The organism is Aeromonas sp. Lyrl_2 (genome assembly GCF_051948815.1).
GTDB classification, from domain to species: domain Bacteria; phylum Pseudomonadota; class Gammaproteobacteria; order Enterobacterales; family Aeromonadaceae; genus Aeromonas; species Aeromonas veronii.
Window position 1 is genome coordinate 120,128 of the sequence record NZ_JAYJLJ010000009.1, and the last position, 24,028, is coordinate 144,155.

The following is a 24,028-nucleotide window of genomic DNA, read 5'->3' on the forward strand; positions in this document are numbered from 1 at the left end:
AGTAAAAGCGAGGCTTAAGCCTCGCTTTTGATCAACCGCTTAAGCACACTTACCGCCAGTAACCTCACCTTTTTTGACCATGGCAGCAGCCGTTGCACTACTGGCCTCGGTGTAGATTACACAAGGGGAACTATTAACTGCATTACCATCCTTATCTGTTGAATAGAATTGATAGGTAGGTGGTGTAGATTTATCATCAAGAATCTCACCTTTCCAAGCTCCATCAAGGCTAATTGCCTTTTCAATGCCAGCCGAGGCTGCAGTCGGATACCCAAAGTGAGTGGCGACAACTCCCCCTGCAGATTCTACTGAAGGCGCTGGATTATCTGTTTTCTCAGCCTTCTCTTCCCCTTCAAGAGCAGATTTACTGTAAACCAGTTGCATTGCACTACTGATACCCGAAAGTACACCATCTGCAGCGGCCTTCTTGGCATCATCCTGCAGATTCAGGAACTTGGGTGCAGCGGTGACCGCCAGAATACCCAGAATGATGATCACGATAACCAGTTCGATCAGGGTAAAACCCGCCTGTTTTTTCATTTCACTTTCCTCTGTCAGTTAATATTGGTGGTCACCTGACCGGACGCCGGACGGTAACTGAAACTCATAAATGCATCAGTCTTGCCTTGCGGATCCTGATACTTGCCATCACTGCCCTTACTCAAACTATTGACCAAATAGTAACGGCAGACCGAATCCAGTCCATTACTGCTTACTGTGGCATAGTATTTCAGGTCATTGCCGCTACCGCGCACTTCATTGAAGCTGGCCGTAGCCTTGGGCGGGTTTTGCAGTAACCCCTCCCAAATATTGAGACAACGTTCGGCGGTCAGATTGGCCGGACCCACATCGGGATTACCGCTTGCAATGGTATCCATCGGATAGCCGGGCGACAGCTCGCCGTTGCTGACCTGGGTCTCGGTCGGTGTGGTCAGATAGAAGCGACTACCGTCATAGAACACGGTATTGAGACTGTCCTGTTTGGCGCGACCTTCCGCCTCCCATTGCGCCCGCACCAGCGAAACGCCGGTAGCAAAACCGCCAGAGACCCCTTCCACGCTGGCCTTTTTCGCTTCGTCAGTCACATCGAGAAAGCGCGGCAGTGCAGTCACCGCCAGGATCCCCAGGATCACGATAACGATCACCAGCTCAATGAGGGAAAAGCCGGCAGACTGTCTCCTCATCCCGTTTTCCGGCATTGTTGGTGCCATTGGTTTCATTGTCATGCTCCCTCCGTAATGCCCCACATTATTTCATGCAGGCCCAAAAAAATCATGTAGTTGGGTCATATGATTAGTTTCATTCAAGGCTTTTTCATCACCCGCCCGTCAGAAAACTGATAAACCAGCCAATAACCATCCCACCCCATCTCGCAGCCATTGCCATCGGGGCGGGCCAGAACCTGCAGGGGAGGCATGCCCCCCTTCGTCTCACCCATCAGAGCCAGCCACAACTGACGGCAATTTTCCGAAGGAGATTGCAGCGGCACCAGCCCCAGAGGCCAACCCCGGGCGTCAAACTGCCACCCCTTGCCGGCGACATGCAGTGTCTGCGGGCGCCGCTCATCGAGCCAAATGCCGTGCAAACGCTGTGCCCGCTCGGCAAATTGCTCCCCCAGCAAAGTGAGGGTGAGCTGCTGCGCCTCTTCCCGGTGGCCCTGATAGCTGCGCACCAGGGTCGCCACGATCACCATCAGCAGGATGATCACGGCGATCCGCCGATATCCGGTCAGCCAGCGATCATCTTGCTGCGTCTGTCTGTTCATCCAGCCCTCGACTCCACCGATCACTTGCCTCTTACGGCTCTCATCATGTCCCACCATTCAAGCGTGAAGATGCCGAGTTACTTGCCGCGAACTGCGCGCATCATGTCCCACATGGGGGTGAAGATACCCAGTGCCAGGATCAGTACCATTACTGCCACGATCCCGATCAGGATCGGCTCGATGCGGGCGGTGAGACTCTTGAGGTCATAATCCACCTCCCGCTCGTAATACTCGGCCGCTTCGTGCAGCAGGTCATCGACCTGACCTGTCTCCTCCCCCACGGCGATCATCTGCATCACCAGAGGGGTGAACAGGCCGCTGCTGCTGGCGGTGCGCAGCAGGCTCTCGCCCCGCTCGATACCGGCGCGCATATCCCGCACTCGCCCCGCCATATAGGCGTTATCCACCGCATCGGCCACCAGGGTCAGCGCGGTGTTCAGCGGCACTCCTGCCTTGAGCATCATGGAAAAACTGCGGGCAAAACGGGCCAGCAGGGAGCGCTCTATGATGGTGCCGACGATCGGCAACTTGAGCTGCCAGCGGTGCCAGGTCAGCTTGCCCTTGGTGGTGGCGACCCAGCGGCGCCAACCGAACACCATCCCAGCCAGAATGGCGAGCAGCAGCCACCAATAGTTGACAAAAAAGTGCGAGGTAGCGAGCAGAATGCGGGTCGCCAGCGGCAATTCCACCCCGAATTTGGCGAACATGCCGGCAAACACCGGGATCACCATGATATTGAGGATCACCATGGCGATGCCGATGGCGATCATCACGAAGCTGGGGTAGCGCATGGCGGTCTTGATCCGCTTGCGGGTCTCCAGCTCAAGCTCGAAATAGTTGGCGAGCTGCAAAAAGGACTCTTCCAGCTGACCTGTGTTCTCACCCACATGGATGATGGCGACAAACAGGCTGCTGAATACCTTGGGGTGCGCCTGCATCGAGCTGGAGAGCGGGCGACCGTTGCCAAGATCTTCCCCCAGCGAGTGAAGCGCCCGCTTGAGCGGCTTGCTGTGAGTGCTCTCCTCCAGCCCGGCGATGGCACGCAGGATCGGGATTCCGGCCCGGGTCAGGGCATACATCTGGCGGCTGAAGATCACCAGCTCATCCAGCTTGACGCCCCCTTCCAGCAACAGTGACCAGTCGATGGCGGCGGACTTGGCATTGCCCGGTTTGAGTTCGGTGGGCATCACCCCGCGGCGCATCAGCTGCTCGGCGGCCGCCATCTCGTTGGCCGCTTCGACCACGCCACTGGTGGCGTTGCCCTGGCTGTCACGCCCCTTGTAAGCAAAGTTAGCCATCGCTTACCCCAAATCCTCGGCCAATCGCAGCACCTCGTCCACCGAGGTGATCCCCTGACGGGCATAATCGAGGGCTGTGAGGGCCAGCGGCCGATAGTGTTCATGTTGACGGGCCGCCTTGGCGAACCCTTCCGCATCGTTGCGGCGCAGGGCATCCATCATCGGCTGATCCAGCTCCAGCAGCTCGTAGACCCCGATCCGGCCGGAATAACCGGTAAAGTTGCAGCTCTGACAACCCCGCCCCTTGTGATAGGTGTGTTGGCCGGGCGCCTCGCCGGAGAGTACGGTGAGCCAGGTGGCCTGCCCTTCGTCTGGCGCCTTCTCCTCGACGCAGTGCTCACATACCCGCCGCACCAGCCGCTGGGCGACCACTGCCCGCAGGGCACTCGCCACCAGATAGCCGGGCGCCCCCATGTCGATAAGGCGCAAGGCACTGGTCACCGCATCGTTGGTGTGCAGTGTGGTCAGCACCAGGTGACCTGTGATGGCGCCACGCAGACCGATCTCAACCGTCTCGTTGTCCCGCATCTCCCCCACCAGCAGGATATCCGGATCCTGACGCAGGGTGGAGCGCAGCACGTTGGAGAAGGTGAGGCCAATCTTGGGGTTGACCTGCACCTGATTGACACGGGAGAGACGATACTCCACCGGGTCTTCTACCGTGATGATCTTGTTGCTGGACTGGTTGAGCTCGGAGAGGGCGCCATAGAGGGTGGTGGTCTTGCCGCTACCGGTCGGGCCGGTCACCAGAATCATCCCGTGCGGCCGTTTGAGCTGGCGACGGAAACGGGTCAGGATCTCCGGCGGCATGCCGGTCTCGGTCAGCGACAGGATGCCTGAGGATTGATCCAGCAGACGCATCACCACAGACTCGCCATACTGCACCGGCATAGTGGACATCCGCACATCCACATCGCGACCGCGCACCTTCATATTGAAACGGCCATCCTGCGGCAAGCGCTTCTCGGAGATATCGAGCCCCGCCACCAGCTTGAGGCGCAGCACCAGCGCTTGGGCGATGCGCACCTCGTTGAGGATGTTCTCGTGGAGGATACCGTCGATCCGCTGGCGAATCCGCAGCACCTTCTCGTCCGGTTCGATGTGGATATCCGACGCCCCCACCTGCACCGCATCCTCGAACAGGGAGCGCAGCAGCTTGGCCACCGTCGCCTCCCCCTCGTCGTTGGCCCCTAGGTTACTGGAGCCCAGCTCAAAGCCGGAGTCCTGATACTCCTCCTGCAGCTGTTCGGCGAAACTTTCAATCTCGCGGGTACGGCGATAGAGGCGGTCGAAATACTCCAGCAGCTGCCCTTCCCGCGCCACCGCCAGCACCATGATGCGCGGGCTGAGCAGGGCGGCGACGGCATCCAGTGCGCTCAGATCCGCCGGGTCCGACATGGCTACCGTCACCTTGTCGTCGGTAAGGTTGACCGCCAGCGCCCGATAACGGCGCGCCTGCACTTCGGGCAGCAGCGGCACCGCGGCGGCATCGATGGTGAGGTTGTTGAGATCGAAGAAGGGCACATCCAGCTGGCGGGCGAGGAACTGCAACAGCTGCACCTCGCTGATAAAGCCGAGGTCGATGAGGGTGGTGCCCAGCTTTCGGCCGGTCTGACGCTGCTGCTGCAGGGCAAGCTGCAGCTGATCATCAGAGATGATCTGCTCTTGTACCAGCAGGTCGCCGAGGCGCATTTTCAGTCTGGGTTGTGCCATGTTTGCTCCGATCTGTGTTACTTCACACCCGTTGCCGCATCCGATTAGGCTTAGCTAATCGAACCTGCTGTTTATCAAGGGGTTAGTTGGCCAATTCGTTGTTCCAGCCAGTTGGTCGACGCCTCGCCGAGGTTGCCGTGCAACAAAGCGTTGCGATAGGCATCGAGCGCCCGCTGGCTGTGGCCCTGACCATCCTCGGCCACGCCGAGACCAAGCCACCAGCGGCCCTGATCCGGCTGCTGACGCAGCAGCTTCACATAGAGCGCCGCCGCATCGGCATTCTGTCCCAACTCCTGAGTCAGCCCGGCCCAGGTGGCGTAGTAGTCCATGTTGCTGGCGAGATCCGGCTGATAGCCGGACAGCCAGCCAAGCGCCTGCTGCTGCTGCCCCTCACTGATGGCAAGGCGGGCCAGTAGCAGACGAAAATCGGCCTGTTGGGGATCGAGCCGGATCCCCTCTTCCAGCAGCTGACGCGCCTCGGTCAGGCGGCCCTCGCCGTAGAGCAGCCCCGCCAGCTGCTCGCGCGCCCCCTGGTTGTAGGGATCGTGGGCCAGCACCTGATAGTAGTTGTCCTGCGCGTCCCGCAGGCTTCCCTTGGCCATGGCGGTCGTCGCCTTGCGCTCCGCCAGCGCCGCCAGCTCCTTGGCCGACAGCTCCACCGTCTCGATCTTCAATACGCTCGGTTTGCGCGGTGCGCTGGCGACGGCCTGCTGCTCTGCCGCCAGTTCGGCGTAAAGCTCGGGCTGCAGCTCTTCATTGGTCGGCTCGGACTCGTCAACATCGCTGGAGGCATCAAAGGGCGCACCGTCGGCCATGCCATCCGAGTCACTCTCGCCTGCCTCATCATTCACCTCATCCTGACTTGGCAACGGCAGCGCGGCCGCCACCTCGACCGGCTCGGGCTGGCTGACCGGCGCGGCGGCCCTTACCACCACATCGGGAGTCACCGCATCGGGAGCTAGCACTTCGCTGGCAGCCGAGACGATATGGGTCTGCTGCCAGTAGATCCAGGTTCGCCAACCAAGGATCCCCAGTGCCAGACCGCAGATCAGGGTCAACAGCAACATCCACCATCCCTGCTGGCGCGCAGGGGCAATATAGACGGCAGCACCTTCGGATCCTTGCTGGCGCCGGTCCAGATCTTTCAGCATCTGGTTGATAACGCTCATGGCCAGACTCCATAAGCCAGGGCGCACCCCAGCAACAGTAACAGGGGCCACCAGCGCCGTGGCGCAAAGCGGCTGGCATCATCGGTATCGCGAATGGCGAGCCGTACCAGACGGCTATCGACTTGACGCACACCCTGACCATAGGCCAGCATCAGGCACTTCTGCGCCAGGATATTGATCAGTCTCGGGATCCCTCGCGATGCGCGCCACAACAGACGCATGGCGCGACCAGCAAACAGCGGTGCCCCGCGGTAACCGGAGACCTGCAATCTGTGCTCCAGATAGGCGCGAGTCTCGTCAAAACGCAGCGGCCGCAGGCAGTAGGAGAAGCCAATCCGCTGGCGCAGTTGGCGCAGATGCGGCTTGGCCAGTCTGGTATCCAGCTCCGGCTGGCCGAACAGCACGATCTGCAGCAGCTTGCTCGATTCGGTCTCGAGATTGCCGAACAGGCGGATCGCCTCCAGCGTCTCGTCCGGCAGCGCTTGCGCCTCGTCGAGCAGCACCACCACCCTGCTGCCCTGCTGGTGCAGGCTGATCAGGTGACGATGGATACGATCGGTCAGATCCAGCTCGCTCTGATCCTGTACCGCCAACCCCAACTCCAGCGCCAGCGCGATGCGCAGCTCGGCCGGAGTGAGATGGGGATTGGGCAACCAGGCAAGCCGCACCGGACGCGCTTCCGAACCCAGCTCGCTGAGCAGCTTGCGGCAGAGCAGGGTCTTGCCGGTGCCTACCTCGCCGGTCACCTTGATAAAGCCCTCCCCCTGCGCCAGCGCCCAGTTGAGCACCTGCAGTGCCTCTTCGTGAGGCGGCAAGCCGTAGTAGAAGCCGGTATTGGGAGTGAGGCTGAACGGTGCCTCCTGCAGGCCGAAGTGGGTCAGGTACATGGGACCTCACCTGCCACGGCAAACAAGCAGCCTGTGCAGTCAAGACTGCACAGGCCGTTCGGAATAAGGGTGACCGTATCTGGTGTCATGGGTCAGCCCTTGGCCGGATACCACTTGTCGAGCAGCTCGGAGGAGCGTTGCAGCTCGTTTTGCCAGGTATCTTTCTCCACCACGGTCGGTTTGAGCATGATCACCAGCTCCACCTTCTTGGTGCTCTCGCGGCGGTTGGTAAAGGCTTCACCCACCCAGGGAATATCCCCCAGCAGCGGTACCTTGCTGACGCTCTCCTGCTTGTCGGTCTTCATCAGGCCGCCGATAACGATGATGTCACCGTTATTGGCCTGCACTACGGTATCGGACTCTCGAATGGAGCTTTTCGCCAACGGCAACACCAGCGTATCGCTGTCTGTCACCTTTATGGTCTTGGTTTGCTCTTCAGTATCGATAACGGAGGGATGGATATGCAGCAGCACCTTCCCCTCTTCATCGATCTGTGGTGTTACATCCAAAGAGATACCTGAGAAGAAAGGGGTCAACTCTACATTGGGAGTTGTTCGGTCACCGCTCGTCGTGCTCACGGTTGTTGTCGATGCATTGGTGACAAAATATTCGTCCGTCCCCACCTTGATCACCGCCTTCTGGTTATTGGTCGCGGTGACACGGGGGCTGGAGAGGGTATTCACATCGCCCTGGGTCTTGAGCAGGTTGACCGCCACATTGAAGTTGCCGTCAGAGACCTTGAAACCGGCGCCGCCACCCAGTGCAGTGAAGATCTGATTAGGGGTGGTGGGTAACTGGGTATTGGCCAGTGAACCGCCACCGGTAATCCCCTTGTTGCCATCCCAGCTGGCGGAGAGACCGCTCCAGTCCACCCCCTGCTCATACCCTTCGTTGAGGGCAACTTCGATGATCCGCGCCTCCAGCACCACCTGCCGCTTGAGGTGACTCTCGGACTGGGTCAGGAATTCACGCACAGCCTTGAGCTCTTTCGGGTAAGCGCGAATGGTGACCAGACCCGCCTGCGGGCTGGTGATCACCGCGCGACCATCACCCGTGCCAATCAGGGTCTGCAGAGAGTCGCGCAGATCGGTCCAGTAGTCGCTGTTGGTATCGGTCTCGATACGGGTGCCATTGCTGCTGTTGCCGTTCGAGTTGTTGCCGGAGGAGTTATTGGTGCTGTTGTTGTTCGATGCACTGTCAAAACTGCTGTCGCTGCTGTTATTGCTGTCATTGGCGGTCACCCCGCCTGTGCTGACCGAGGTGCGGGAGAGGCCACGACGGGACATCATCAGGTAGTTGACCGGGATGGTTTCGGTACGCAGACCCGCCGGATAGATATGGAAGACATTGCCCTTGCGCTGCACGTCGAAGCCGTACATGTCGCCCACCACCGCCAGCACTTCCGGCAGAGTCACATCCTTGAGCTCGACGGAAACCAGCCCGGCCACCCCGGGGTGAACCGCCACGCTGTAGCGGGAGCCCTTGAACAGAGAACCGAAAAACTCCACCGCCTCCACGTCGTGAGCCGCGATACGCAGCCGCTTCTCCGGCATGCCGACCGGCATCTGCGGCCGGTTCAGCTGCAGCAATTCACTTTGCACCGATTTGGGCAACGCGGTCAGAGGGGCAGCCTGTTTCTGCTGTTCGTTTATGGCCTGTTTGAGGGCATCCTTCGCCTGGGTCGGCTCGGGGTGCTGATACGTGGTACAGCCTGCAGCCATCATGGCCACGGTGATCAGACAGAGACGGTGTTTTTTCATGTAATTAGGGCACCCTGACTTGCAATTAAACTCGATAAAGCCGATTCACCTCTCGAGAGGCAAGCACGACTCAAACCCGGATCTTGCTGGCAAACAGTGTTACCGCATGGCGTTTTCCCGCCTTTTCCAGCACCACGGCATCGGCATTGATGGCCACCAGCGTATAGCCGTCCACCTGTTGTCCGACCCGATAACTCTTGCCATTGAGTACCGCCAGTGCCGGGCCATTGCCCAGCACGACACTCTGCAGCTTCGGCAAACCGGCGCTGCTCTCGCCGGTCGCACGGGCGCCAACAGCCACATCCGCCAGTGGCGCAGTGGGATCCTGCAATACCTCGACCTGCTCCGCCTGTACCAGCAAGCTGAACAGGCAACAGCACAACGCAAACACTCTAGCCACGGATAAACTCCTTGCTGGTACTCAGGGTGTAGATCTCCATCTCCACCACCGCGCCGGGATAGGCCTTGACCTGATAGTCGAACTGCTTCCAGTAGAAGTGACGCGGCAAGGCTTCTAGCGCTTTAAGATATTGATACACATCGAAATAGCCGCCTTCAAGCTGAAGCCGGATACCATGCTTGTAGAGATTGACCTTGTGCTCCCCCGCCATCAGCGGGGTCGGCTCCAGCGAACTGAGGGCCAGCATGTGAAGGTTGGCAGAGCGGGAGAGCAGCGCCTCCAGCACCAGCGGCATCTCGTGCGCCGGGATCAGATCGACGGTCTGGGCCTTGAGCTCATCGTCGATCCGGGCCAGATCCGCTTCGACCTGCGCCAGCTGGTCGCGAACTCCCTGATTGGGATCCCGCTTGAGCCGGGCCTGCTTGCCGAGGTTTTCCAGCTCCATGATCTCGAGGTCGCGCTCGGCGGCGCTCAGGGCCATGCGATCCTGTTGCAGACGGGTATCTGCACCATCGATCCAGCCGTAAATGCCAGCCACGCCCAGCAGTACCAGACCAGTCAGCAGGATCAACACCCGCTCCCGCTGGCTCAACACGGCGATACGCTGGCCCCATGCCTGCCATTGTGTTTTCAGGTTCATCAGGGTTTCTCCCGCGCAATGCCGCTCAACTGGAAGGTCAGACGGCCCTCCTTGTCACGACTGAGGGTCAGCTCACCAAACTCCTTACCCACCAGACTCGGGGTCTGCTTGAAGCGGTTGACCCAGGCCGGCACATCCTGACTGCGTCCGGCAAAGCCGGAGAGGTTGATCCGCCCTTCGTTGATCTCGATGCGCTGCAACGAGAGATTGCTGTTGCGAATGCGGGAAAGATCCGCCATCACGCTGGCATAGCCCTGGGATTTTTGCAGGGTCAGGCTGCCCAATTGGCGCATCAGCCCCTGCTTGGCCGTCAGCTCATCCTGCTTGTTGACCAGTTGCTGTTGCAGCCGGGGATCTGCCTGATGGCGCGCCAGCTCGGCGTCGAGCCGCTGCGCCTCGCTGCGCTTGAGTTCCAGCTCGGCAGAGCGCTGCGCCAGCGCCCGGCTGACCTGCTGCTGCTGCCAGCTGTAACCGATCCCCGTCAACAGGATCAGCAGCAGCGCAAAGCTCCATACCAGCGCCATCTGATTGAGGCTGGCCCACTGCCGCTTGGGTCGAAACTCGGCGCCATAGAGGTTTATCTGACGTTTCATCACGCATCCTCCCCGATGGCGGCGGCGTAAGCCGAGAGGTATTCAACGCCGGCCAGCACCGCCTTGTTGGCCATGGCGGAGACGGCAAAGCCGAAGGTCTGCTCCATGTGGCGCACCAGGGTACCGATAAAGGGCGAGGCGACGGCAAACTGCATCTGCCCCAGCTCGGGCAATTTCAGCTGGCCCGCCAGATAGTCGAGGGAGCGCTGGATCTCCAGCGCCAGTGAATCGAGCAGCATGCTGTCCGGCTCATGTTCGCCAGTCAGGCTGGTGAAACCGCGCAGCTGGCGGGAGAAGCAGAGCCCGCCCTGATGGAAGACCAGCAGTTGCAGATCCTGCCCCTTGGGCTGCCACAGCAGCATGCGCACCGTGTCATCCGCGTCATAGAGAGAGGTCAGCGCCAATTCGTCACTGATGATGGATTGCAGGGTCGCGATGCCGTTGATGGCATCGGCCAGCTGTTGCACCCGGCTCTTGGGCAGGCAGATCACATTGATGCGCGGGCGACCGGCAGGCGGGGTGGGCAAGTCCACATAATCCATCGCCAGTTGCAGCACGGGTTCGCTGACATAATCCTTGATGGCCCAGGGGAGCGCCCCCACCATCTCGGCGTCAGGCACGGCAGGCTTGTCGATCTGGATCTGTTGATAAAGGCTGGCGGCGAGGGCCACCCGCACCGTAGACTTGGCCAGCCCATGACGGCTGAACAGCTCGTTCATGGCCACTGCCCACTCCTGTGGGCCGTTGATGGTGCGCGTCGCGAAGACGGGGGGATTGCCCACCGCAGCCAGCATGATCCTGTCATTGGCCAGCAAGAGCCCGACCTGGCGGCTTGGCGTCGACCGTCTGAACAGTTGTTTCATGTAAGCCCGCCCATCAATAGTGATTAAATGTATGAAATATTAACATAAACAGCAGATTAGCCTCCAGATTAAAAGACGGACTCACCATTGCAAGCCAACCTTTCCGCCGAGTCAGAGGGTCAAGCCATCCTCCCTTCCCCCTTGCAACGCCTCCACCATCCGTTGCTGACCCGCTATGGTGTCGAGCTGTGGTGCAAGCGTGATGATCTGATCCATCCGGCCATCTCCGGCAACAAGTGGCGCAAGCTCAAGTACCATCTGCTGCATGCCAAAGAGCACGGCAAACGGCATCTGCTCTCGTTTGGCGGCGCCTACTCCAATCATATCCACGCGCTGGCGGCAGCGGGGTGCCAATCTGGTCTTCGTACTACCGGTATCATACGGGGCGAATATGACGCCGTCAGTAACTCTACCCTGCGGGATGCCCGGCACTGGGGCATGGATCTCGTTTTTGTCGACCGCCAGAGTTACCGGCGACGACAGGATCCCGACTGGCTGGCCCAATTCGGTGCACCCGATACCCTGATCGTGCCGGAAGGAGGCAGCAGCCCGCTGGCCATCCCCGGCGTGGCAGAACTGGTCGGCGAAGTGCCCTTCTCGCCGGATCTCTGGGTACTGCCTTGCGCCAGCGGCGGCACTCTGGCGGGCCTGATCGCCGGCAAACGGGATCGGGAGCAGATCCTTGCGATTGCGGTACTGAAAGGAGGCTGCTTTATCGCTGACGAGGTGTGTCGCCTCCATCCCGCGGCTGCCAATATCCCCGGCTGGCGCATCGCGCTCGATCACCACGATGGTGGCTACGCCAAATTCAGTCCGACCCTCTGGCAGTGGGTGCAGGATTTCAGCGCCACAACCGATCTGCCCCTTGAACCCATCTACAGCGGCAAGGCGATGTGGGGTCTGTTTCGCGAGCTGGCTGCGGGCCGTATCGCCCCCGGCAGCAAGATTGTCTTTATCCACACTGGCGGCATGCAAGGGCTCGCCGGGCTGCGGGAGCAGGGGCGACTGTGATCCCCGCCTGACGGCAACCGCAAACAGCATCGCAAACAACAGAGGGTCGCCCCAAGGCGACCCTCTGTTGTTTATCTCAATCACCAGCCGGTTCCAGCACCAGCCGCTGGGGCTCGGCAAACCAGGGCCCCTGCCCGGCATGCACCCCGAGGTGGCGCAGCATCTTCCACTCGTCGCCACTCTCCACCCCCACTGCCAGCACCCGGGTGCGGGTATTGGCGCAGCCGCCTACCAGACTGCGGACCGCCATCTGGTTGACCTGACGGGCATGGATCTCCCGCACCAGGCTGGGGTGCAACTTGAGGAAGTTGATCTCGAACTCCTTGATGTACTGGGTGCTCACCACATCCTGACCGGCATGATCGATGGCCAGCTGGCAGCCCAGCATCCGCAGGGAGCGCAGCGGCCGCTTGAGCGCCTCGAAGTGACGGGTCACCTGGGATTCGGAGAGTTGCAGGATCAGCCGCTCGTTGGTGCTGCGCGGCAGCTGGAACAGGGCGAAGAAGAGCCAGCGCTGGAACTCGCGGTTGAGCAGGCTCTGGGCACTGAGGGTCAGGCTGATGGGGCAGCTCTGCTCGGAGCGCTGGCGCAGCAGGGTGAGGGTCTGCTCCGCCACCAACCGATCCAATTGCAGCAACAAGCCAACCTTCTCCGCCATCGGCATGAAAATCCCCGCCTGCAAAGCCCGCCCCTGCTCATCGTGCAGATAGGTGAGCAGCTCCTGCTGCAGCACCACCTGCCCCCGATCCTGCTGGATCGGCTGGGTATAAAATTCGATACCGTGCTCTTCGAGACGGCGGCTGATCAGGGTGCGCCAGCGTACCGTGCCCTTGCTGCTCTGCTCCTCATCCAGCTGCTTCTCGTAGAGGAACCAGCCGTTGTGCCCCTGCAGACGGGCGCTCTTGAGGGCCAGCTCAGCCTCCTCCTGCACCTTGAGCAGGCTGTCTTGTGCCTGATAACAGACGGCGCCGAGATAGACCGCCGTCTCGGGGTTGACCTCCTGCGGCCAGTGCAGCCGTTGCAGGCTCTTGAGCAGCTGGCTGGCGCTATCCACCATCTCGCTCTCGGACATATTGGGCAGCAACACCGCAAAGACCTGACCGGCGTAGCGGGCCTGCAGGGCGCCGTTATGCTTGCGCACGAAGGCACCTATGGTAGCGCTCGCCTCCATCATCAAATCGTGCCCCAGCAGCTCGAACTGATCGGCCTCCAGCTCCTCCAGACAGGCGAGATCGATCAGCAGCACGCCGCCGCTCATCACGCTCGCCTCCATGATGGCGCTCTCCAGCCGGTTGTCGAAAAACAGCCGGTTGCCGATGCCGGTCATCTTGTCGACGAAAGCGTTACTGCGAATGAAGTTGTCGAAGCGGCTGCGCTCCTTGCGAGCATCTGCCAGCTCGGCGAGCAGATGATCGAGGGCCTGACTGGCGGCCACCGGCCACTCTTCGGCGGGGTCATGGCTCAGTTTGGAGAGCTTGTCATCGAGGATCAGCTGGGCGCGAATGCCCAGCAGCTCGGCCCCTCGCAACTGCTGGCGCAGCCAGCGGATGGAGTACCAGAGACCGAACACCACGATAAAGATGCCCAGCGAGATGCCGGACATCGCCTTGATGGAGTATTCCGCCTCCTTGAAGGGGCGCTCCAGTTTGAAGTTGGCCTGCATGCCGGCCTGATGGGGCAGCGGGTGGCTGTATGGCACCAGCAGCTGCTCGTCGACCGGATTGCGCACATCGCGGAACCAGTAGACCCGCTGGTTATTCTGGCGCACCTCCAGCTCTACCACATGGGCAGCCCGCAGCAGGGTAGGCAGCCAGTGGCTCATATCTTCCATGTCGTGAGCAACATCGAGCTGCTTGTCGATCACTTCGACCAGCGCATCGACCTTCTTTTGCTGCAACTCCATACCCAGCTCGCGAAAGCTGAACACCCCGCCAATCAGCACGGTCGCCATGGCTGCGATCACGCAAAGGGTGATAAATGAGACAAGCTGTGTAGTGAGTTTCATGCGCCTTTCCGTATGCCCAGCATCATCCATGTCGCCTCATGGTAGCAGCGGCGATCGGGCCACAGCTATGGATGAAGATCCCGCTTCTGCAATTTAAGCGGGCAAGCATAACCCAAAGCAGAGGGAGAATACCAAGGGTGACGGGCTGCAGACGCGGGAAAGGGCGGGATGACAGACAGAAAAATGGTCCCTCAAAGGGGACCAAAAGGAACACTCATATCAAAACTAACACTCTGTGCTACTGACAAAAAACAGATACAGGAGTATTGAACACACGGTGAGTCAAACCGCAGGGCTACTCTAATGCAGTTCGGATAAGCTGAGCAATTGTCATTTATGACAGGTCAGCGATTGAATCTAGCCAAAGTTAATAATAAACACATTTAAAATCATGTAGTTAAAAAATCAATCAACAAGTGTGACAACTCGGACTCAAATTGATTGCACTAATGCTCTATGATGGCAAAGTCCATTTGTGTCTCATGAAACTGGCAGGTACTTCCTTTGCGTAAATCACCCGTCTGGATCGCTCTGTTGCTGTTCGTCCTGCCTGTCGTGGGCAGCCAGTTTCTCGGCCTGTGGTTTGCCAAGCCGATGGCCTTTCATCTGCTGGAAGAGAAGGTTGCCGAGCTCAAGGGAGCCATGGCCGTACGCCACCGGGAGCTGGATGCCGCCATCAACAAACAACTGGCACAATTTGAGTTCAACTGCGGCGCCAAAGACATGGAGCTGCTGCGCGATCCGCGCTTCTACAGCGCTCATATCCGCCTGCAAGGGTTGGAGCTCGCTTCCGGCAACAGCTGCTCCAGCCTGGGGGTGGAGATCCCGCTGATCAAAGAGCTCCAGAATAGCGGGCAGAAGTTCGGCAAACTGGGGATCACCGCCACAGTGGCCAAATACAATACCGAACAGGAGCTGGTGGCCTTTTACCGATCCGGTGACAACCTCGCCTACTGGGTGCTGGATAACAGCTGGAGCCACGACCTGCTGCAACACCCCTGCAGCCACTGCTTCTATCTGGAGTTCAGCCGACAGGATAACGATGCAAGCACAGTCCACTTTCCCCGTGGCGACAAGGAGATCAAGCAGGAAGAGAGCAATATCAGCCTCAGTTTCTTCGATCCCAATGAACTCACCAAACAGACGGTCTGGGCGGGAAAAGCGCTGGAGCAATATGCCCATGACCAACTCAATCACTACGGTCTCTGGTTCGGTATCGCACTCGGCGCCCTGTTAAGCGTCACATACTGGCTGCTGCGCAGCTATCGGCGCTCCCTCAAGGGACTGCTGCAAACAGGATTGATACGCAAGGAATTTATTCCCCTCTACCAGCCGATAGTGGATGCCCGTACCCACCAAGTGGTGGGATTCGAGGCGCTGCTGCGCTGGCAGCGGGGAAACGAGCTGATCCCCCCGGGCACCTTTATCGAATATGCAGAGGAGCAAGGACTGATCCTGCCGATGACCGAACAGTTGCTGGAGCAGGTGATCACCGACCTGCCGCAGCTGGCACCGGAGCAGTGGGTCAGCGTCAATCTGGTGGCGGCCCATATCGAGCAGCCCCTGCTGCGCACCTTGCTCGCTCACAGCCAAAACCCCTCACCCACCCGGCTCACCTTCGAGCTGACGGAGCGCAAGCCGATCCTCGACATCAAGGCGGCCACCGAGGAGATCACCCTGCTGCAACAGATGGGGTATCACTTCAAGCTGGATGATTTTGGTACCGGCTACGGCGGCTTTGCCTATCTGCAGAGCCTGGGGATCCGCCAGATCAAGATCGACAAGATGTTCGTCGATACCATAGGCACCAACGACCTCAAGCGCAGCGTATTGGATGCCATCATCGTCTTCGGTCGGGAATCGGGCATGGAGATGATCGCCGAAGGGGTCGAGAGCCAGCTGCAGATCGACTATCTGAGCCAGCACGGCGTCTATCTGATCCAGGGCTACTTCTTCGGCAAACCCATGCCGCTGAAGATACTGACCCACTGGCAACGGGAGTGGCAGCTGCAACACCAGCAGGCCAGCTAACACAGAGATGGCAGGATCTGGCCGTGAAACGGTTTGGCCAGCAGCTCGACATCATCAGGTTGATGCTGGCGGTAGCGCCGTAACCCAGCCCGGCCATCAGGCGGATAAAGCCTCCTGCAAGCCCTGGCCAGGCTCCATGGTGAAATCAAACCGTCTCCTGCCACCCCTTATTTACATTCAGCAACAAAATGATCTGCCCTGACGGGGATAACAACCTTTATCATAAGGAGCCGGTTATTGCGCAACCGATAACCGTGCAGCCTGTTTATGTCATCCGGTCGTCAAGACCCCCAATAGAGAACCATTGCCTATGAAGACAGTTATCCGGCAAGAGATTGCCCTGCCCGTTGGCCTGCTGACCCTGCTCTTTTTCAAGACCCTGGGCAGTGACCAGCTGACAGAGACAACTCCGCTCGGGATCTATCTTCCGGTTTCGGCGGCACTACTGGCCATCGTCACCTGGGCCATCTTCTCGGTGGTGCGCCACTCCGATGCCCTCGCCATCAAGCTGGGCGAGCCCTTCGGCACCCTGATCCTCACCCTCTCGGTCATCTCGCTGGAGGTGGTGATGATCTCCTCGGTGATGCTGACCGGCGAGCCCAACCCCACCATGGCCCGCGATACCATGTTTGCGGTAGTGATGCTGGTGAGTACCGGTCTGGTGGGCTTCACCCTGCTGTTTGGCGGCTGGCGCTACCACACCCAGAGCTTCAATCTGGACGGAGTGAAATCCTATCTGGTGGCCATCATCCCGCTGGCCCTGCTCTGTCTGGTGCTGCCCAACTTCACCGAGGGTGGTGCAATCGGCAGTATGTCGCGCGCCATGTCGTGGATGCTGATCATCATCTCGATCCTGCTCTACGGGGTCTTTCTGCTCATCCAGACCCGCAGCCACAGCCACTTCTTCGTCGACAGCGATCACGAGGATTACGAGGAGCACCACGGCCCGCTGCAGAGCAACGTCTATCACACCATCCTGCTGCTCGCCTACCTGCTGGTGGTAATCCTGCTGGCCAAGACCCTGGCCATCCCCATCAACTACGGGGTACATGTCATGGACGCGCCCGCCGCACTGGGCGGCTTTATCGTCGCCTGCATCGTGCTGGCCCCCGAAGCGGTCGGGGCCATCAAGGCCGCCTTCAACAACCAGTTGCAGCGGGCGATGAACCTCTACTTCGGCTCGGTGCTGGCCACCATAGCTCTCACCGTGCCCGCCGTGCTCTTTATCGGCTCCATGCTGGGTCAGGAGGTGCGCCTGGGCCTCTCCCCCGCCGATATGGTGCTGCTGGTCACGACCTTGATGGTCTGTAAAGTGACCTTCAGCAGCGGCCGCACCAATGTGCTCCATGGTGCGACCCATCTGGTGTTATTCGTGGTCTATCTGTTCCTGATGTTCGAGCACGAATAACCGCGTTCAACCAACGTCAGACACGCAAAGACCGCCCGATTGGGCGGTCTTTTGTTATCTGCTCCCGGACCTCACCGGCGCCAGTGAAGTGGCTTCCCCCTCATCCCCAACCCTTCTCCCGCCAGGAGAGAAGGGTGACCAAGGCTTACAGACTGGGCAGCACCCCAGTCGGGATCAGGTCGTTGTAGCTGGCACGGCCCAGCAGGGCGGCGGCCGCTTCGATATCCGGCGCGAAGTACCTGTCCTTGTCGTAGAAGCTCACCTCTGCCCGCAGTCGTCCCTTGGCCAGCTCGATCAGCTCGGTACTGCGCAGGGGAGCACGAAAATCCAGTCCTTGCGCTGCCGCCAGAAGTTCAACTGCCAAAATGCCGCGGGTGTTCTCCGCCATGTCCGCCAGCCGACGACCGGCGAAGGTGGCCATGGAGACGTGATCCTCCTGATTGGCCGACGTAGGCAGGCTGTCCACCGAGGCGGGGTGGGCCAGGGTCTTGTTCTCGGAGGCCAGCGCCGCCGAGGTGACCTGAGCGATCATAAAGCCCGAATTCACCCCGCCGTTGTTGACCAGAAACGCCGGCAGACCGGACATCCGCGAGTCGATCAACAGCGCCATGCGCCGCTCTGAAAGGGAGCCGATCTCGGCGATGGCCAGCGCCAGATTATCGGCAGCGAAGGCGACCGGCTCGGCATGGAAGTTGCCGCCGGAGATGATCTCCTCGTCATCGGCAAACACCAGCGGGTTGTCGGAGACCGCATTGGCCTCGCACACCAGCACCTCGGCGGCCTGACGGATCTGGGTCAGGCAGGCACCCATCACCTGCGGCTGGCAGCGCAATGAGTAGGGATCCTGTACCTTCTCGCAGTTGTGATGGGACATGCCGATCTCGCTGCCATCCACCAGCAGGTGGCGATAGCAGGCGGCCGCGTCGATCTGGCCACGCTGACCACGCACCACGTGGATGCGTGCATCGAACGGCCGGCGGCTGCCAAGCGCCGCCTCCACGCTCATGGCGCCGATGGTGATGGCACCGGCATAGAGATCCTCGGCATGGAACAGCCCTTCCAGCGCGAAGGCGGTGCTCGCCTGAGTGCCGTTGAGCAGCGCCAATCCTTCTTTGGGCGCCAGCGCGATAGGCTCGAGCCCGGCAATTTTCAGCGCAGTAGCGGCGTCGATCAGCTCGCCCTTGTGGCGGGCCTTGCCTTCACCGATCAGCAGGCAGCTCATATGAGCCAGCGGCGCCAGATCGCCGGAGGCACCGACGGAGCCCTTCTTCGGGACTACCGGATAGACTTCGGCGTTGATAAGGGTCATCAAGGCCTCAAGCACCGTCAGCCGGATGCCGGAGAAGCCGCGCGCCAGCGAGTTGAGCTTGAGCACCATCATCAACCGAACGGTGGCGTCATCCATATAGGTGCCGATGCCCGCAGCGTGGGAAAGCACGATGGATCGCTGCAGCTCGTCGAGCTGATCCACCGGAATGCGGGTGTTGGCCAGCAGGCCAAAGCCGGTGTTGATGCCGTACACCACGCGTCCCTGCTCGATCACCCGGGAGACAGTGGCGGCAGAGGCGTGGATCGCCGGCAACGCCGCCGGATCCAGTGCAATATGTACCGGCTCGCGGCTGACGCGGCGCAGGGTGGCAAGATCCAGCTCGCCCGGGGTAATAGTCAATTCAAACATGGTGTTACACCTTTCCTTTGACACCGTTGGCGCCGTCAATCATCGGCAGATCCAGTTTCGCCTCATGGGCACAGTTGATGGCAATCTCGTAGCCGGCATCCGCGTGGCGCATCACCCCGGTGGCCGGATCGTTGCGCAGCACCCGACCGACGCGGCGGGCAGCGTCATCGGAGCCGTCACAGACGATCACCACGCCGGAGTGCTGGGAGAAGCCCATGCCGACCCCGCCGCCGTGATGCAGCGAAACCCAGGTCGCGCCACCGGCGGTGTTGAGCAGGGCGTTGAGCAGCGGCCAGTCGGAGACGGCATCGGAGCCATCCATCATCGACTCGGTCTCGCGGTTCGGGCTCGCCACCGAGCCGGAATCCAGATGGTCGCGACCGATGACGATGGGGGCTTTCAGCTCGCCGTTTTTCACCATCTCGTTGAAGGCCAGACCGAGCCGTACCCGATCCTTGACCCCGACCCAGCAGATCCGCGCCGGCAGCCCCTGAAACGCGATGCGCTCGCGGGCCATGTCGAGCCAGTTGTGCAGGTGAGGATCATCGGGGATCAGCTCTTTCACCTTCTGATCGGTCTTGTAGATATCTTCCGGATCGCCGGAGAGGGCCACCCAGCGGAACGGGCCTATCCCCTCGCAAAACAGCGGGCGGATATAGGCGGGGACGAAGCCGGGGAAGTCGAAGGCGTTCGCCACCCCCTCCTCAAGCGCCATCTGACGGATGTTGTTGCCGTAATCCAAAGTCGCCGCGCCGCGCTCTTGCAGGGTCAGCATCGCCTCCACCTGACGGGCCATGGAGCGACGGGCGGCCACGTTTACCTCGTTCGGTGCACTCTTTTGCAGCTCGCGCCACTTTGCCACGCTCCAGCCCTGCGGCAGATAGCCGTGCACCGGGTCGTGGGCGGAGGTCTGGTCGGTCACCACATCCGGGGTGATACCACGGGCCACCAGCTCGGCGAACACGTCGGCGGCGTTGCCGAGCAGACCGACGGAGACGGCGGTACCGCCCTCTTTGGCCTCCTCGACCATGGCTAGCGCCTCATCCAGGCTGTGGGCCTTCTTGTCCACATAACGGGTGCGCAGACGAAAATCGATGCGGGTCTCGTCGCACTCCACGGCGATCATCGAGAAGCCGGCCATGGTGGCGGCCAGCGGCTGGGCACCGCCCATGCCGCCCAAGCCACCGGTCAGGATCCAGCGCCCTTTGGGTTCACCGTTGAAGTGCTGGTTGGCCACCGCGAAGAAGGTCTCGTAGGTGCCCTGCACGATCCCCTGAGTGCCGATGTAGATCCAGGAGCCGGCGGTCATCTGGCCGTACATCATCAGGCCCTTTTTATCGAGCTCGTTGAAGTGCTCCCAGTTGGCCCAGTGCGGCACCAGATTGGAGTTGGCGATCAGCACCCGCGGCGCATCCTTGTGGGTCTGGAACACCCCGACCGGCTTGCCGGATTGCACCAGCAGGGTCTGATCCTCCTCGAGCCGGGTCAGCACCTCGACGATCTTGTCAAAGCAGGCCCAGTTGCGGGCGGCGCGACCGATGCCGCCATAGACCACCAGTGACTGGGGATGCTCGGCCACCTCGGGGTCCAGGTTGTTCATCAGCATCCGCAGCGGCGCTTCGGTGAGCCAGCTCTTGGCTGTCAGTTCGGTACCGCGCGGGGCACGGATCACGCGGTTAGGATCATGACGGGGATCCTGCTGTTGCACAGACATACACACTCCTTGTTGTATCAATAGGGTGCCTTCGGCGATGGGTGGCCAAAGGGTTAACGGGTCAACAGATGAACCAGCCGCGCGGCCACGCGGGCGCTGCGGTTATCCTGATCCAGCGTCGGGTTGTACTCGGCCAGATCAGCGAGCCTGAGCTTGCCGCTGGCCCGGATATGAGCGATCAGCGGTTCGATCACCGCCAGCTCCACGCCGCGGGCGGCGGGGGCGCTCACTCCCGGCATCACGGCCGCCGGCAGCACGTCGAGATCGATGGTCAGATAGAGGTGATCACAATCGGCGATAAAGGCGTCCAGCCCACTTAGCAAGGCTGGCAGCTCGGTCTGGGTCATCGCCTCGTCCAGCACATGCCACACACCCAGCGCCTTGGCACGGGCAAACAGGGCTTGGGTATTGGCGGTCTCGGCTACCCCGAGGCAGGTGTAGTAAAACGGCGTGCCCTGAGCGGCACACTGCTCGGCAATCTGGAAGAAGGGGGTACCGGAGCTGGCCTGCTCCTGCTTCATGCGCAGGTCGAAGTGGGCGTCAAAATTGATAATGCCGACTCGCCCCTGACCCGCCAGATGCAGGTTGAGGCCGCTCCAGCTGCCGAAAGCCACCTCGTGACCGCCCCCCAGCACCAGCGGGAAGTGGCCCAGATCGAGCGCAGCGGCGACCTGCTCGGCCAGACGGCCGTGGGCAGCGTCGAGATCGTCATCGGGGCAACTCACATCCCCGCCATCGTAGACGGGGCGACTCAGATGCCAAGCGGTGTTGGCCAGCAGCTTGCGCACCGCTTGCGGCGCACCGGCGGCGCCGACACGCCCCTTGTTGCGGCGAACCCCTTCATCGCAGGCAAAACCGAGCAGTACCACACCGGCAGTGTCTTGTGCTCCGACGGTCCAGGGCTGCACCTTGTCATGCCAGCGCAGGGCCAGTTCGCCATCTTCCGGATCCTGCCGCCCCTGCCAGAGCGACATGTCGATCGGGTTGAACTTATCCATGGAGGGTCTCCTCGCCGTTGAAGATGCGGCCTGCCAGCTGATCGACGCCAACCATGTAGCTCAGCTCGGCCGGATGGGCGCAGTGCCAGATCAGGAAATCGGCCGCCATGCCCGCCTTGAGCTGGCCAAGACGATCCTGCTCGCCGAGCGCTTTGGCGGCGTGACGGGTCACCCCGACCATGGCCTCCAGCGGGGTCAGGCCAAACAGGGTGCAGGCCATATTCATTGCCATCCGCAGCGAGACAATGGGGGCCGTACCCGGGTTGATATCGGAGGAGACCGCCATCGCCACCCCCGCCTTGCGCAGGGCGGCAACCGGCGGCAGCTTGGTCTCTTTGAGGAAGTAGAAGGCGGTGGGCAACAGGGTGGCGACCACGCCACGGTGGGCCAGCGCCAGGATCCCTTCCGGATCCAGATACTCCAGATGATCCACCGAGAGGGCGCCAAAGTTGGCAGCGAGGGTGCTGCCACCGAGATTGGAGAGCTGATCCATATGCCCCTTCACCGGCAGGCCGTATTGATCCGCCGCCAGATAGACCTGCTCGGTCTGGGCCAGCGAGAAGCCGATGTGTTCACAGAAAACGTCCACCGCATCGGCCAAGCCTGCCTCGGCAGCGGCCGGGATGATCTCCTGACAGATGGTCTCGACCCAGCTGTCGGGATCGTCGCGATATTCAGGCGGCACCGCATGGGCCGCCAGCAGAGTGGTCTTGACCCGGATCGGCAACGCCTCTCCCAGTCGGCGGGCCACCCGCAGCATCTTGAGTTCGTCATCCAGCGTCAGACCGTAGCCGGACTTGATCTCCACCATGGTGACCCCTTCGCGGATCAGGGATGTCACCCTCGGCAACGCCAGCTCGAACAGCAGCTCCTCGCTGGCGGCACGGGTCGCACGCACCGTGCTGATGATGCCACCGCCCCGACGGGCGATCTCGGCATAGGGCACTCCCTGCTGACGCAGCTCGAACTCTTCGGCACGGCTGCCGGCGAAGACCAGATGGGTGTGGCAATCGATAAGGCCGGGAGTGACCAGCTTGCCCTGCATATCCTGCCAGTGAGCAGGATGGGGCCCCTTAAGCTCGGCCATCGGCACCAGCGCGTGGATCTTGCCATTCTTCACGCCGATGGCGTGGAGCGGCAGCAGGCCGTAGTCGGCTAGCTCATTATTCAGGGTGGCGGGTATCACGTTGAGCCAGACCCGCTCGCAGTTCAACAGTTCCTTGTTCATAGCGACCTCAAATGTATATACATATTCTTATAATCGATCTCTATGACGAAAGAAAGAGCGAAATTTACATCCTGATAACAGCATCAAACTTAGAGTTTAAGCACAAAAAAACCCACCAGGAGGTGGGCTTTGCAAAATCGAGCTGTATATACATTTACTCCAGCTGAGTCTTGGAGCTTAGCTTGTAGCGGGAACCGGGGGAGAGCAAACGGGCGTAGGAGACGAGATGCCCCTCCGACCAGGTACGCCGGTGCAACAACAGGCAGGGGGAATCCACGCGGATCTGCAACAATCCCGCCTCACCGGCGCTGGGCAACACGGCTTCCACCACGTGCTCCATCTCGGAGAGGGGGCAGACATCCATCAGATAGCGGTTGGGGGTCTGTTGGGTAAAATCCTGCTCGCCATAGCCCGGCAAACGCCCGGCATCGACGAAGCGCTCCTCCAATTGCAACGGCTCCCCATCGGCCTGATGGACGATCAGGCTGTGAAAGATGGGGGCGCCAACCCGCAGTCCCAGCTGTACCGCCACCTTCTCGTCGGCGGCCAGTCGCTGCAGCCGGATCACCCGGGCGCTGTACTCGCCGCCACGCTCGGCGATCTCGTCGGCAATATTGCGAATAGCCAGCAGCGGCGACTCGGTGCGCCTGTCCGCCACGAAGCTACCGGAACCGGCGGTACGCACCAGCCACCCCTCGGCCACCAGTTCCCGCAGCGCCCGGTTGACCGTCATCCGGCTCACGGTGAACTGCTCGCACAGGGCCGCTTCGGTCGGGATCCTGTCCCCCGCCTGATAGTGGCGTTCGCGGATCCCGTCCAGAATATGCTGCTTGATCTGCAGATAGAGAGCTGGCGCCACCATGAAGC

21 protein-coding genes are annotated in these 24,028 nt (G+C 60.9%); 3 read left to right on the top strand and 18 right to left on the bottom strand.

Annotated features, from left to right (window positions below; all coding sequences use genetic code 11):
• Positions 1–39: 39 nt before the first annotated feature.
• From VF684_RS10090 to VF684_RS10145, 12 genes are all read right to left on the bottom strand, one after another.
• The gene (locus VF684_RS10090) at positions 40–540 is read right to left on the bottom strand and encodes a prepilin-type N-terminal cleavage/methylation domain-containing protein (protein WP_107682229.1); all 501 of its coding nucleotides are present in this window, start codon (positions 538–540) and stop codon (positions 40–42) included.
• A 14-nt stretch (positions 541–554) separates the two neighbouring features.
• On the bottom strand, positions 555–1,226 hold the full coding sequence (locus tag VF684_RS10095) for a type II secretion system protein (RefSeq protein WP_376899169.1): 672 nt from the start codon (positions 1,224–1,226) through the stop codon (positions 555–557).
• Between the two features lie 77 nt (positions 1,227–1,303).
• Positions 1,304–1,765, bottom strand: a complete 462-nt coding sequence (locus VF684_RS10100) for a hypothetical protein (protein ID WP_139440802.1) — start codon at positions 1,763–1,765, stop codon at positions 1,304–1,306.
• A gap of 77 nt (positions 1,766–1,842) precedes the next feature.
• Positions 1,843–3,063 carry a type II secretion system F family protein gene (locus tag VF684_RS10105; RefSeq protein ID WP_376899171.1) on the bottom strand — a complete coding sequence of 407 codons (1,221 nt, stop codon included), beginning with the start codon at positions 3,061–3,063 and terminating at the stop codon, positions 1,843–1,845.
• 3 nt (positions 3,064–3,066) lie between these two features.
• The gene (gene mshE / locus VF684_RS10110; protein ID WP_005348611.1) at positions 3,067–4,776 is read right to left on the bottom strand and encodes an MSHA fimbrial ATPase MshE; all 1,710 of its coding nucleotides are present in this window, start codon (positions 4,774–4,776) and stop codon (positions 3,067–3,069) included.
• A 74-nt stretch (positions 4,777–4,850) separates the two neighbouring features.
• Positions 4,851–5,945: a tetratricopeptide repeat protein gene (locus VF684_RS10115; RefSeq protein WP_376899173.1), complete on the bottom strand. Its 1,095-nt coding sequence runs from the start codon at positions 5,943–5,945 to the stop codon at positions 4,851–4,853.
• Positions 5,942–6,832 (bottom strand): ExeA family protein, encoded by an 891-nt coding sequence (locus tag VF684_RS10120; RefSeq protein WP_204481741.1) that lies wholly within the window; start codon positions 6,830–6,832, stop codon positions 5,942–5,944. The genes VF684_RS10115 and VF684_RS10120 overlap by 4 nt, the downstream gene beginning before the upstream one ends.
• A gap of 92 nt (positions 6,833–6,924) precedes the next feature.
• Positions 6,925–8,592: a pilus (MSHA type) biogenesis protein MshL gene (gene mshL, locus VF684_RS10125; protein ID WP_204481742.1), complete on the bottom strand. Its 1,668-nt coding sequence runs from the start codon at positions 8,590–8,592 to the stop codon at positions 6,925–6,927.
• Between the two features lie 70 nt (positions 8,593–8,662).
• Complete coding sequence (locus VF684_RS10130; RefSeq protein WP_005342886.1) at positions 8,663–8,992, bottom strand: SctD/MshK family protein; 330 nt, start codon at positions 8,990–8,992, stop codon at positions 8,663–8,665.
• Entirely contained in the window at positions 8,985–9,632 is a 648-nt protein-coding gene (locus tag VF684_RS10135) for an MSHA biogenesis protein MshJ (RefSeq protein WP_376899176.1), read from the bottom strand. Before VF684_RS10135 ends, VF684_RS10130 begins: the two co-directional genes overlap by 8 nt.
• The gene (locus tag VF684_RS10140) at positions 9,632–10,225 is read right to left on the bottom strand and encodes a PilN domain-containing protein (RefSeq protein WP_204481747.1); all 594 of its coding nucleotides are present in this window, start codon (positions 10,223–10,225) and stop codon (positions 9,632–9,634) included. Before VF684_RS10140 ends, VF684_RS10135 begins: the two co-directional genes overlap by 1 nt.
• Positions 10,225–11,088, bottom strand: coding sequence for an MSHA biogenesis protein MshI (locus VF684_RS10145; protein WP_440174199.1), 864 nt, complete (start codon positions 11,086–11,088; stop codon positions 10,225–10,227). The genes VF684_RS10140 and VF684_RS10145 overlap by 1 nt, the downstream gene beginning before the upstream one ends.
• Positions 11,089–11,175: 87 nt before the next feature.
• Between VF684_RS10145 and VF684_RS10150 the strand changes: the two genes are divergently transcribed.
• The gene (locus tag VF684_RS10150; protein WP_279461153.1) at positions 11,176–12,099 is read left to right on the top strand and encodes a 1-aminocyclopropane-1-carboxylate deaminase/D-cysteine desulfhydrase; all 924 of its coding nucleotides are present in this window, start codon (positions 11,176–11,178) and stop codon (positions 12,097–12,099) included.
• A 76-nt stretch (positions 12,100–12,175) separates the two neighbouring features.
• Here VF684_RS10150 and VF684_RS10155 read toward each other — a convergent pair whose 3' ends face one another.
• Positions 12,176–14,104 carry an EAL domain-containing protein gene (locus VF684_RS10155; protein WP_058059990.1) on the bottom strand — a complete coding sequence of 643 codons (1,929 nt, stop codon included), beginning with the start codon at positions 14,102–14,104 and terminating at the stop codon, positions 12,176–12,178.
• 504 nt (positions 14,105–14,608) lie between these two features.
• Here VF684_RS10155 and VF684_RS10160 point away from each other — a divergent pair.
• Entirely contained in the window at positions 14,609–16,135 is a 1,527-nt protein-coding gene (locus tag VF684_RS10160) for an EAL domain-containing protein (protein ID WP_376899179.1), read from the top strand.
• A gap of 310 nt (positions 16,136–16,445) precedes the next feature.
• Positions 16,446–17,543: a calcium:proton antiporter gene (locus VF684_RS10165; RefSeq protein ID WP_376899181.1), complete on the top strand. Its 1,098-nt coding sequence runs from the start codon at positions 16,446–16,448 to the stop codon at positions 17,541–17,543.
• A 145-nt stretch (positions 17,544–17,688) separates the two neighbouring features.
• Here VF684_RS10165 and hutH read toward each other — a convergent pair whose 3' ends face one another.
• The 5 genes from hutH to hutC form a co-directional block, all read right to left on the bottom strand.
• The gene (hutH, locus tag VF684_RS10170) at positions 17,689–19,221 is read right to left on the bottom strand and encodes a histidine ammonia-lyase (protein WP_376899183.1); all 1,533 of its coding nucleotides are present in this window, start codon (positions 19,219–19,221) and stop codon (positions 17,689–17,691) included.
• 4 nt (positions 19,222–19,225) lie between these two features.
• Complete coding sequence (gene hutU, locus VF684_RS10175) at positions 19,226–20,935, bottom strand: urocanate hydratase (protein WP_201913456.1); 1,710 nt, start codon at positions 20,933–20,935, stop codon at positions 19,226–19,228.
• Positions 20,936–20,988: 53 nt separating this feature from the next.
• Complete coding sequence (gene hutG, locus VF684_RS10180) at positions 20,989–21,933, bottom strand: formimidoylglutamase (protein ID WP_376899185.1); 945 nt, start codon at positions 21,931–21,933, stop codon at positions 20,989–20,991.
• A complete protein-coding gene (gene hutI, locus VF684_RS10185) occupies positions 21,926–23,161 on the bottom strand; it encodes an imidazolonepropionase (protein ID WP_201913458.1) in 1,236 nt (411 codons plus the stop codon). Before hutI ends, hutG begins: the two co-directional genes overlap by 8 nt.
• A 154-nt stretch (positions 23,162–23,315) precedes the next feature.
• Positions 23,316–24,020, bottom strand: coding sequence for a histidine utilization repressor (gene hutC, locus VF684_RS10190; RefSeq protein WP_041202413.1), 705 nt, complete (start codon positions 24,018–24,020; stop codon positions 23,316–23,318).
• Positions 24,021–24,028 lie beyond the last annotated feature (8 nt).

Bases quoted from the DNA above. Each gene is read 5' to 3' on its own strand.
- VF684_RS10100 (WP_139440802.1), bottom strand. From the start codon at position 1,765: ATGAACAGACAGACGCAGCAAGATGATCGCTGGCTGACCGGATATCGG.
- VF684_RS10155 (WP_058059990.1), bottom strand. From the start codon at position 14,104: ATGAAACTCACTACACAGCTTGTCTCATTTATCACCCTTTGCGTGATC.
- hutU (WP_201913456.1), bottom strand. From the start codon at position 20,935: ATGTCTGTGCAACAGCAGGATCCCCGTCATGATCCTAACCGCGTGATC.
- VF684_RS10115 (WP_376899173.1), bottom strand. From the start codon at position 5,945: ATGAGCGTTATCAACCAGATGCTGAAAGATCTGGACCGGCGCCAGCAA.
- mshE (WP_005348611.1), bottom strand. From the start codon at position 4,776: ATGGCACAACCCAGACTGAAAATGCGCCTCGGCGACCTGCTGGTACAA.
- VF684_RS10140 (WP_204481747.1), bottom strand. From the start codon at position 10,225: ATGAAACGTCAGATAAACCTCTATGGCGCCGAGTTTCGACCCAAGCGG.
- VF684_RS10090 (WP_107682229.1), bottom strand. From the start codon at position 540: ATGAAAAAACAGGCGGGTTTTACCCTGATCGAACTGGTTATCGTGATC.
- hutG (WP_376899185.1), bottom strand. From the start codon at position 21,933: ATGGATAAGTTCAACCCGATCGACATGTCGCTCTGGCAGGGGCGGCAG.
- hutH (WP_376899183.1), bottom strand. From the start codon at position 19,221: ATGTTTGAATTGACTATTACCCCGGGCGAGCTGGATCTTGCCACCCTG.
- hutI (WP_201913458.1), bottom strand. From the start codon at position 23,161: ATGAACAAGGAACTGTTGAACTGCGAGCGGGTCTGGCTCAACGTGATA.
- VF684_RS10145 (WP_440174199.1), bottom strand. From the start codon at position 11,088: ATGAAACAACTGTTCAGACGGTCGACGCCAAGCCGCCAGGTCGGGCTC.
- VF684_RS10120 (WP_204481741.1), bottom strand. From the start codon at position 6,832: ATGTACCTGACCCACTTCGGCCTGCAGGAGGCACCGTTCAGCCTCACT.
- mshL (WP_204481742.1), bottom strand. From the start codon at position 8,592: ATGAAAAAACACCGTCTCTGTCTGATCACCGTGGCCATGATGGCTGCA.
- VF684_RS10135 (WP_376899176.1), bottom strand. From the start codon at position 9,632: ATGAACCTGAAAACACAATGGCAGGCATGGGGCCAGCGTATCGCCGTG.
- VF684_RS10105 (WP_376899171.1), bottom strand. From the start codon at position 3,063: ATGGCTAACTTTGCTTACAAGGGGCGTGACAGCCAGGGCAACGCCACC.
- VF684_RS10095 (WP_376899169.1), bottom strand. From the start codon at position 1,226: ATGACAATGAAACCAATGGCACCAACAATGCCGGAAAACGGGATGAGG.
- VF684_RS10165 (WP_376899181.1), top strand. From the start codon at position 16,446: ATGAAGACAGTTATCCGGCAAGAGATTGCCCTGCCCGTTGGCCTGCTG.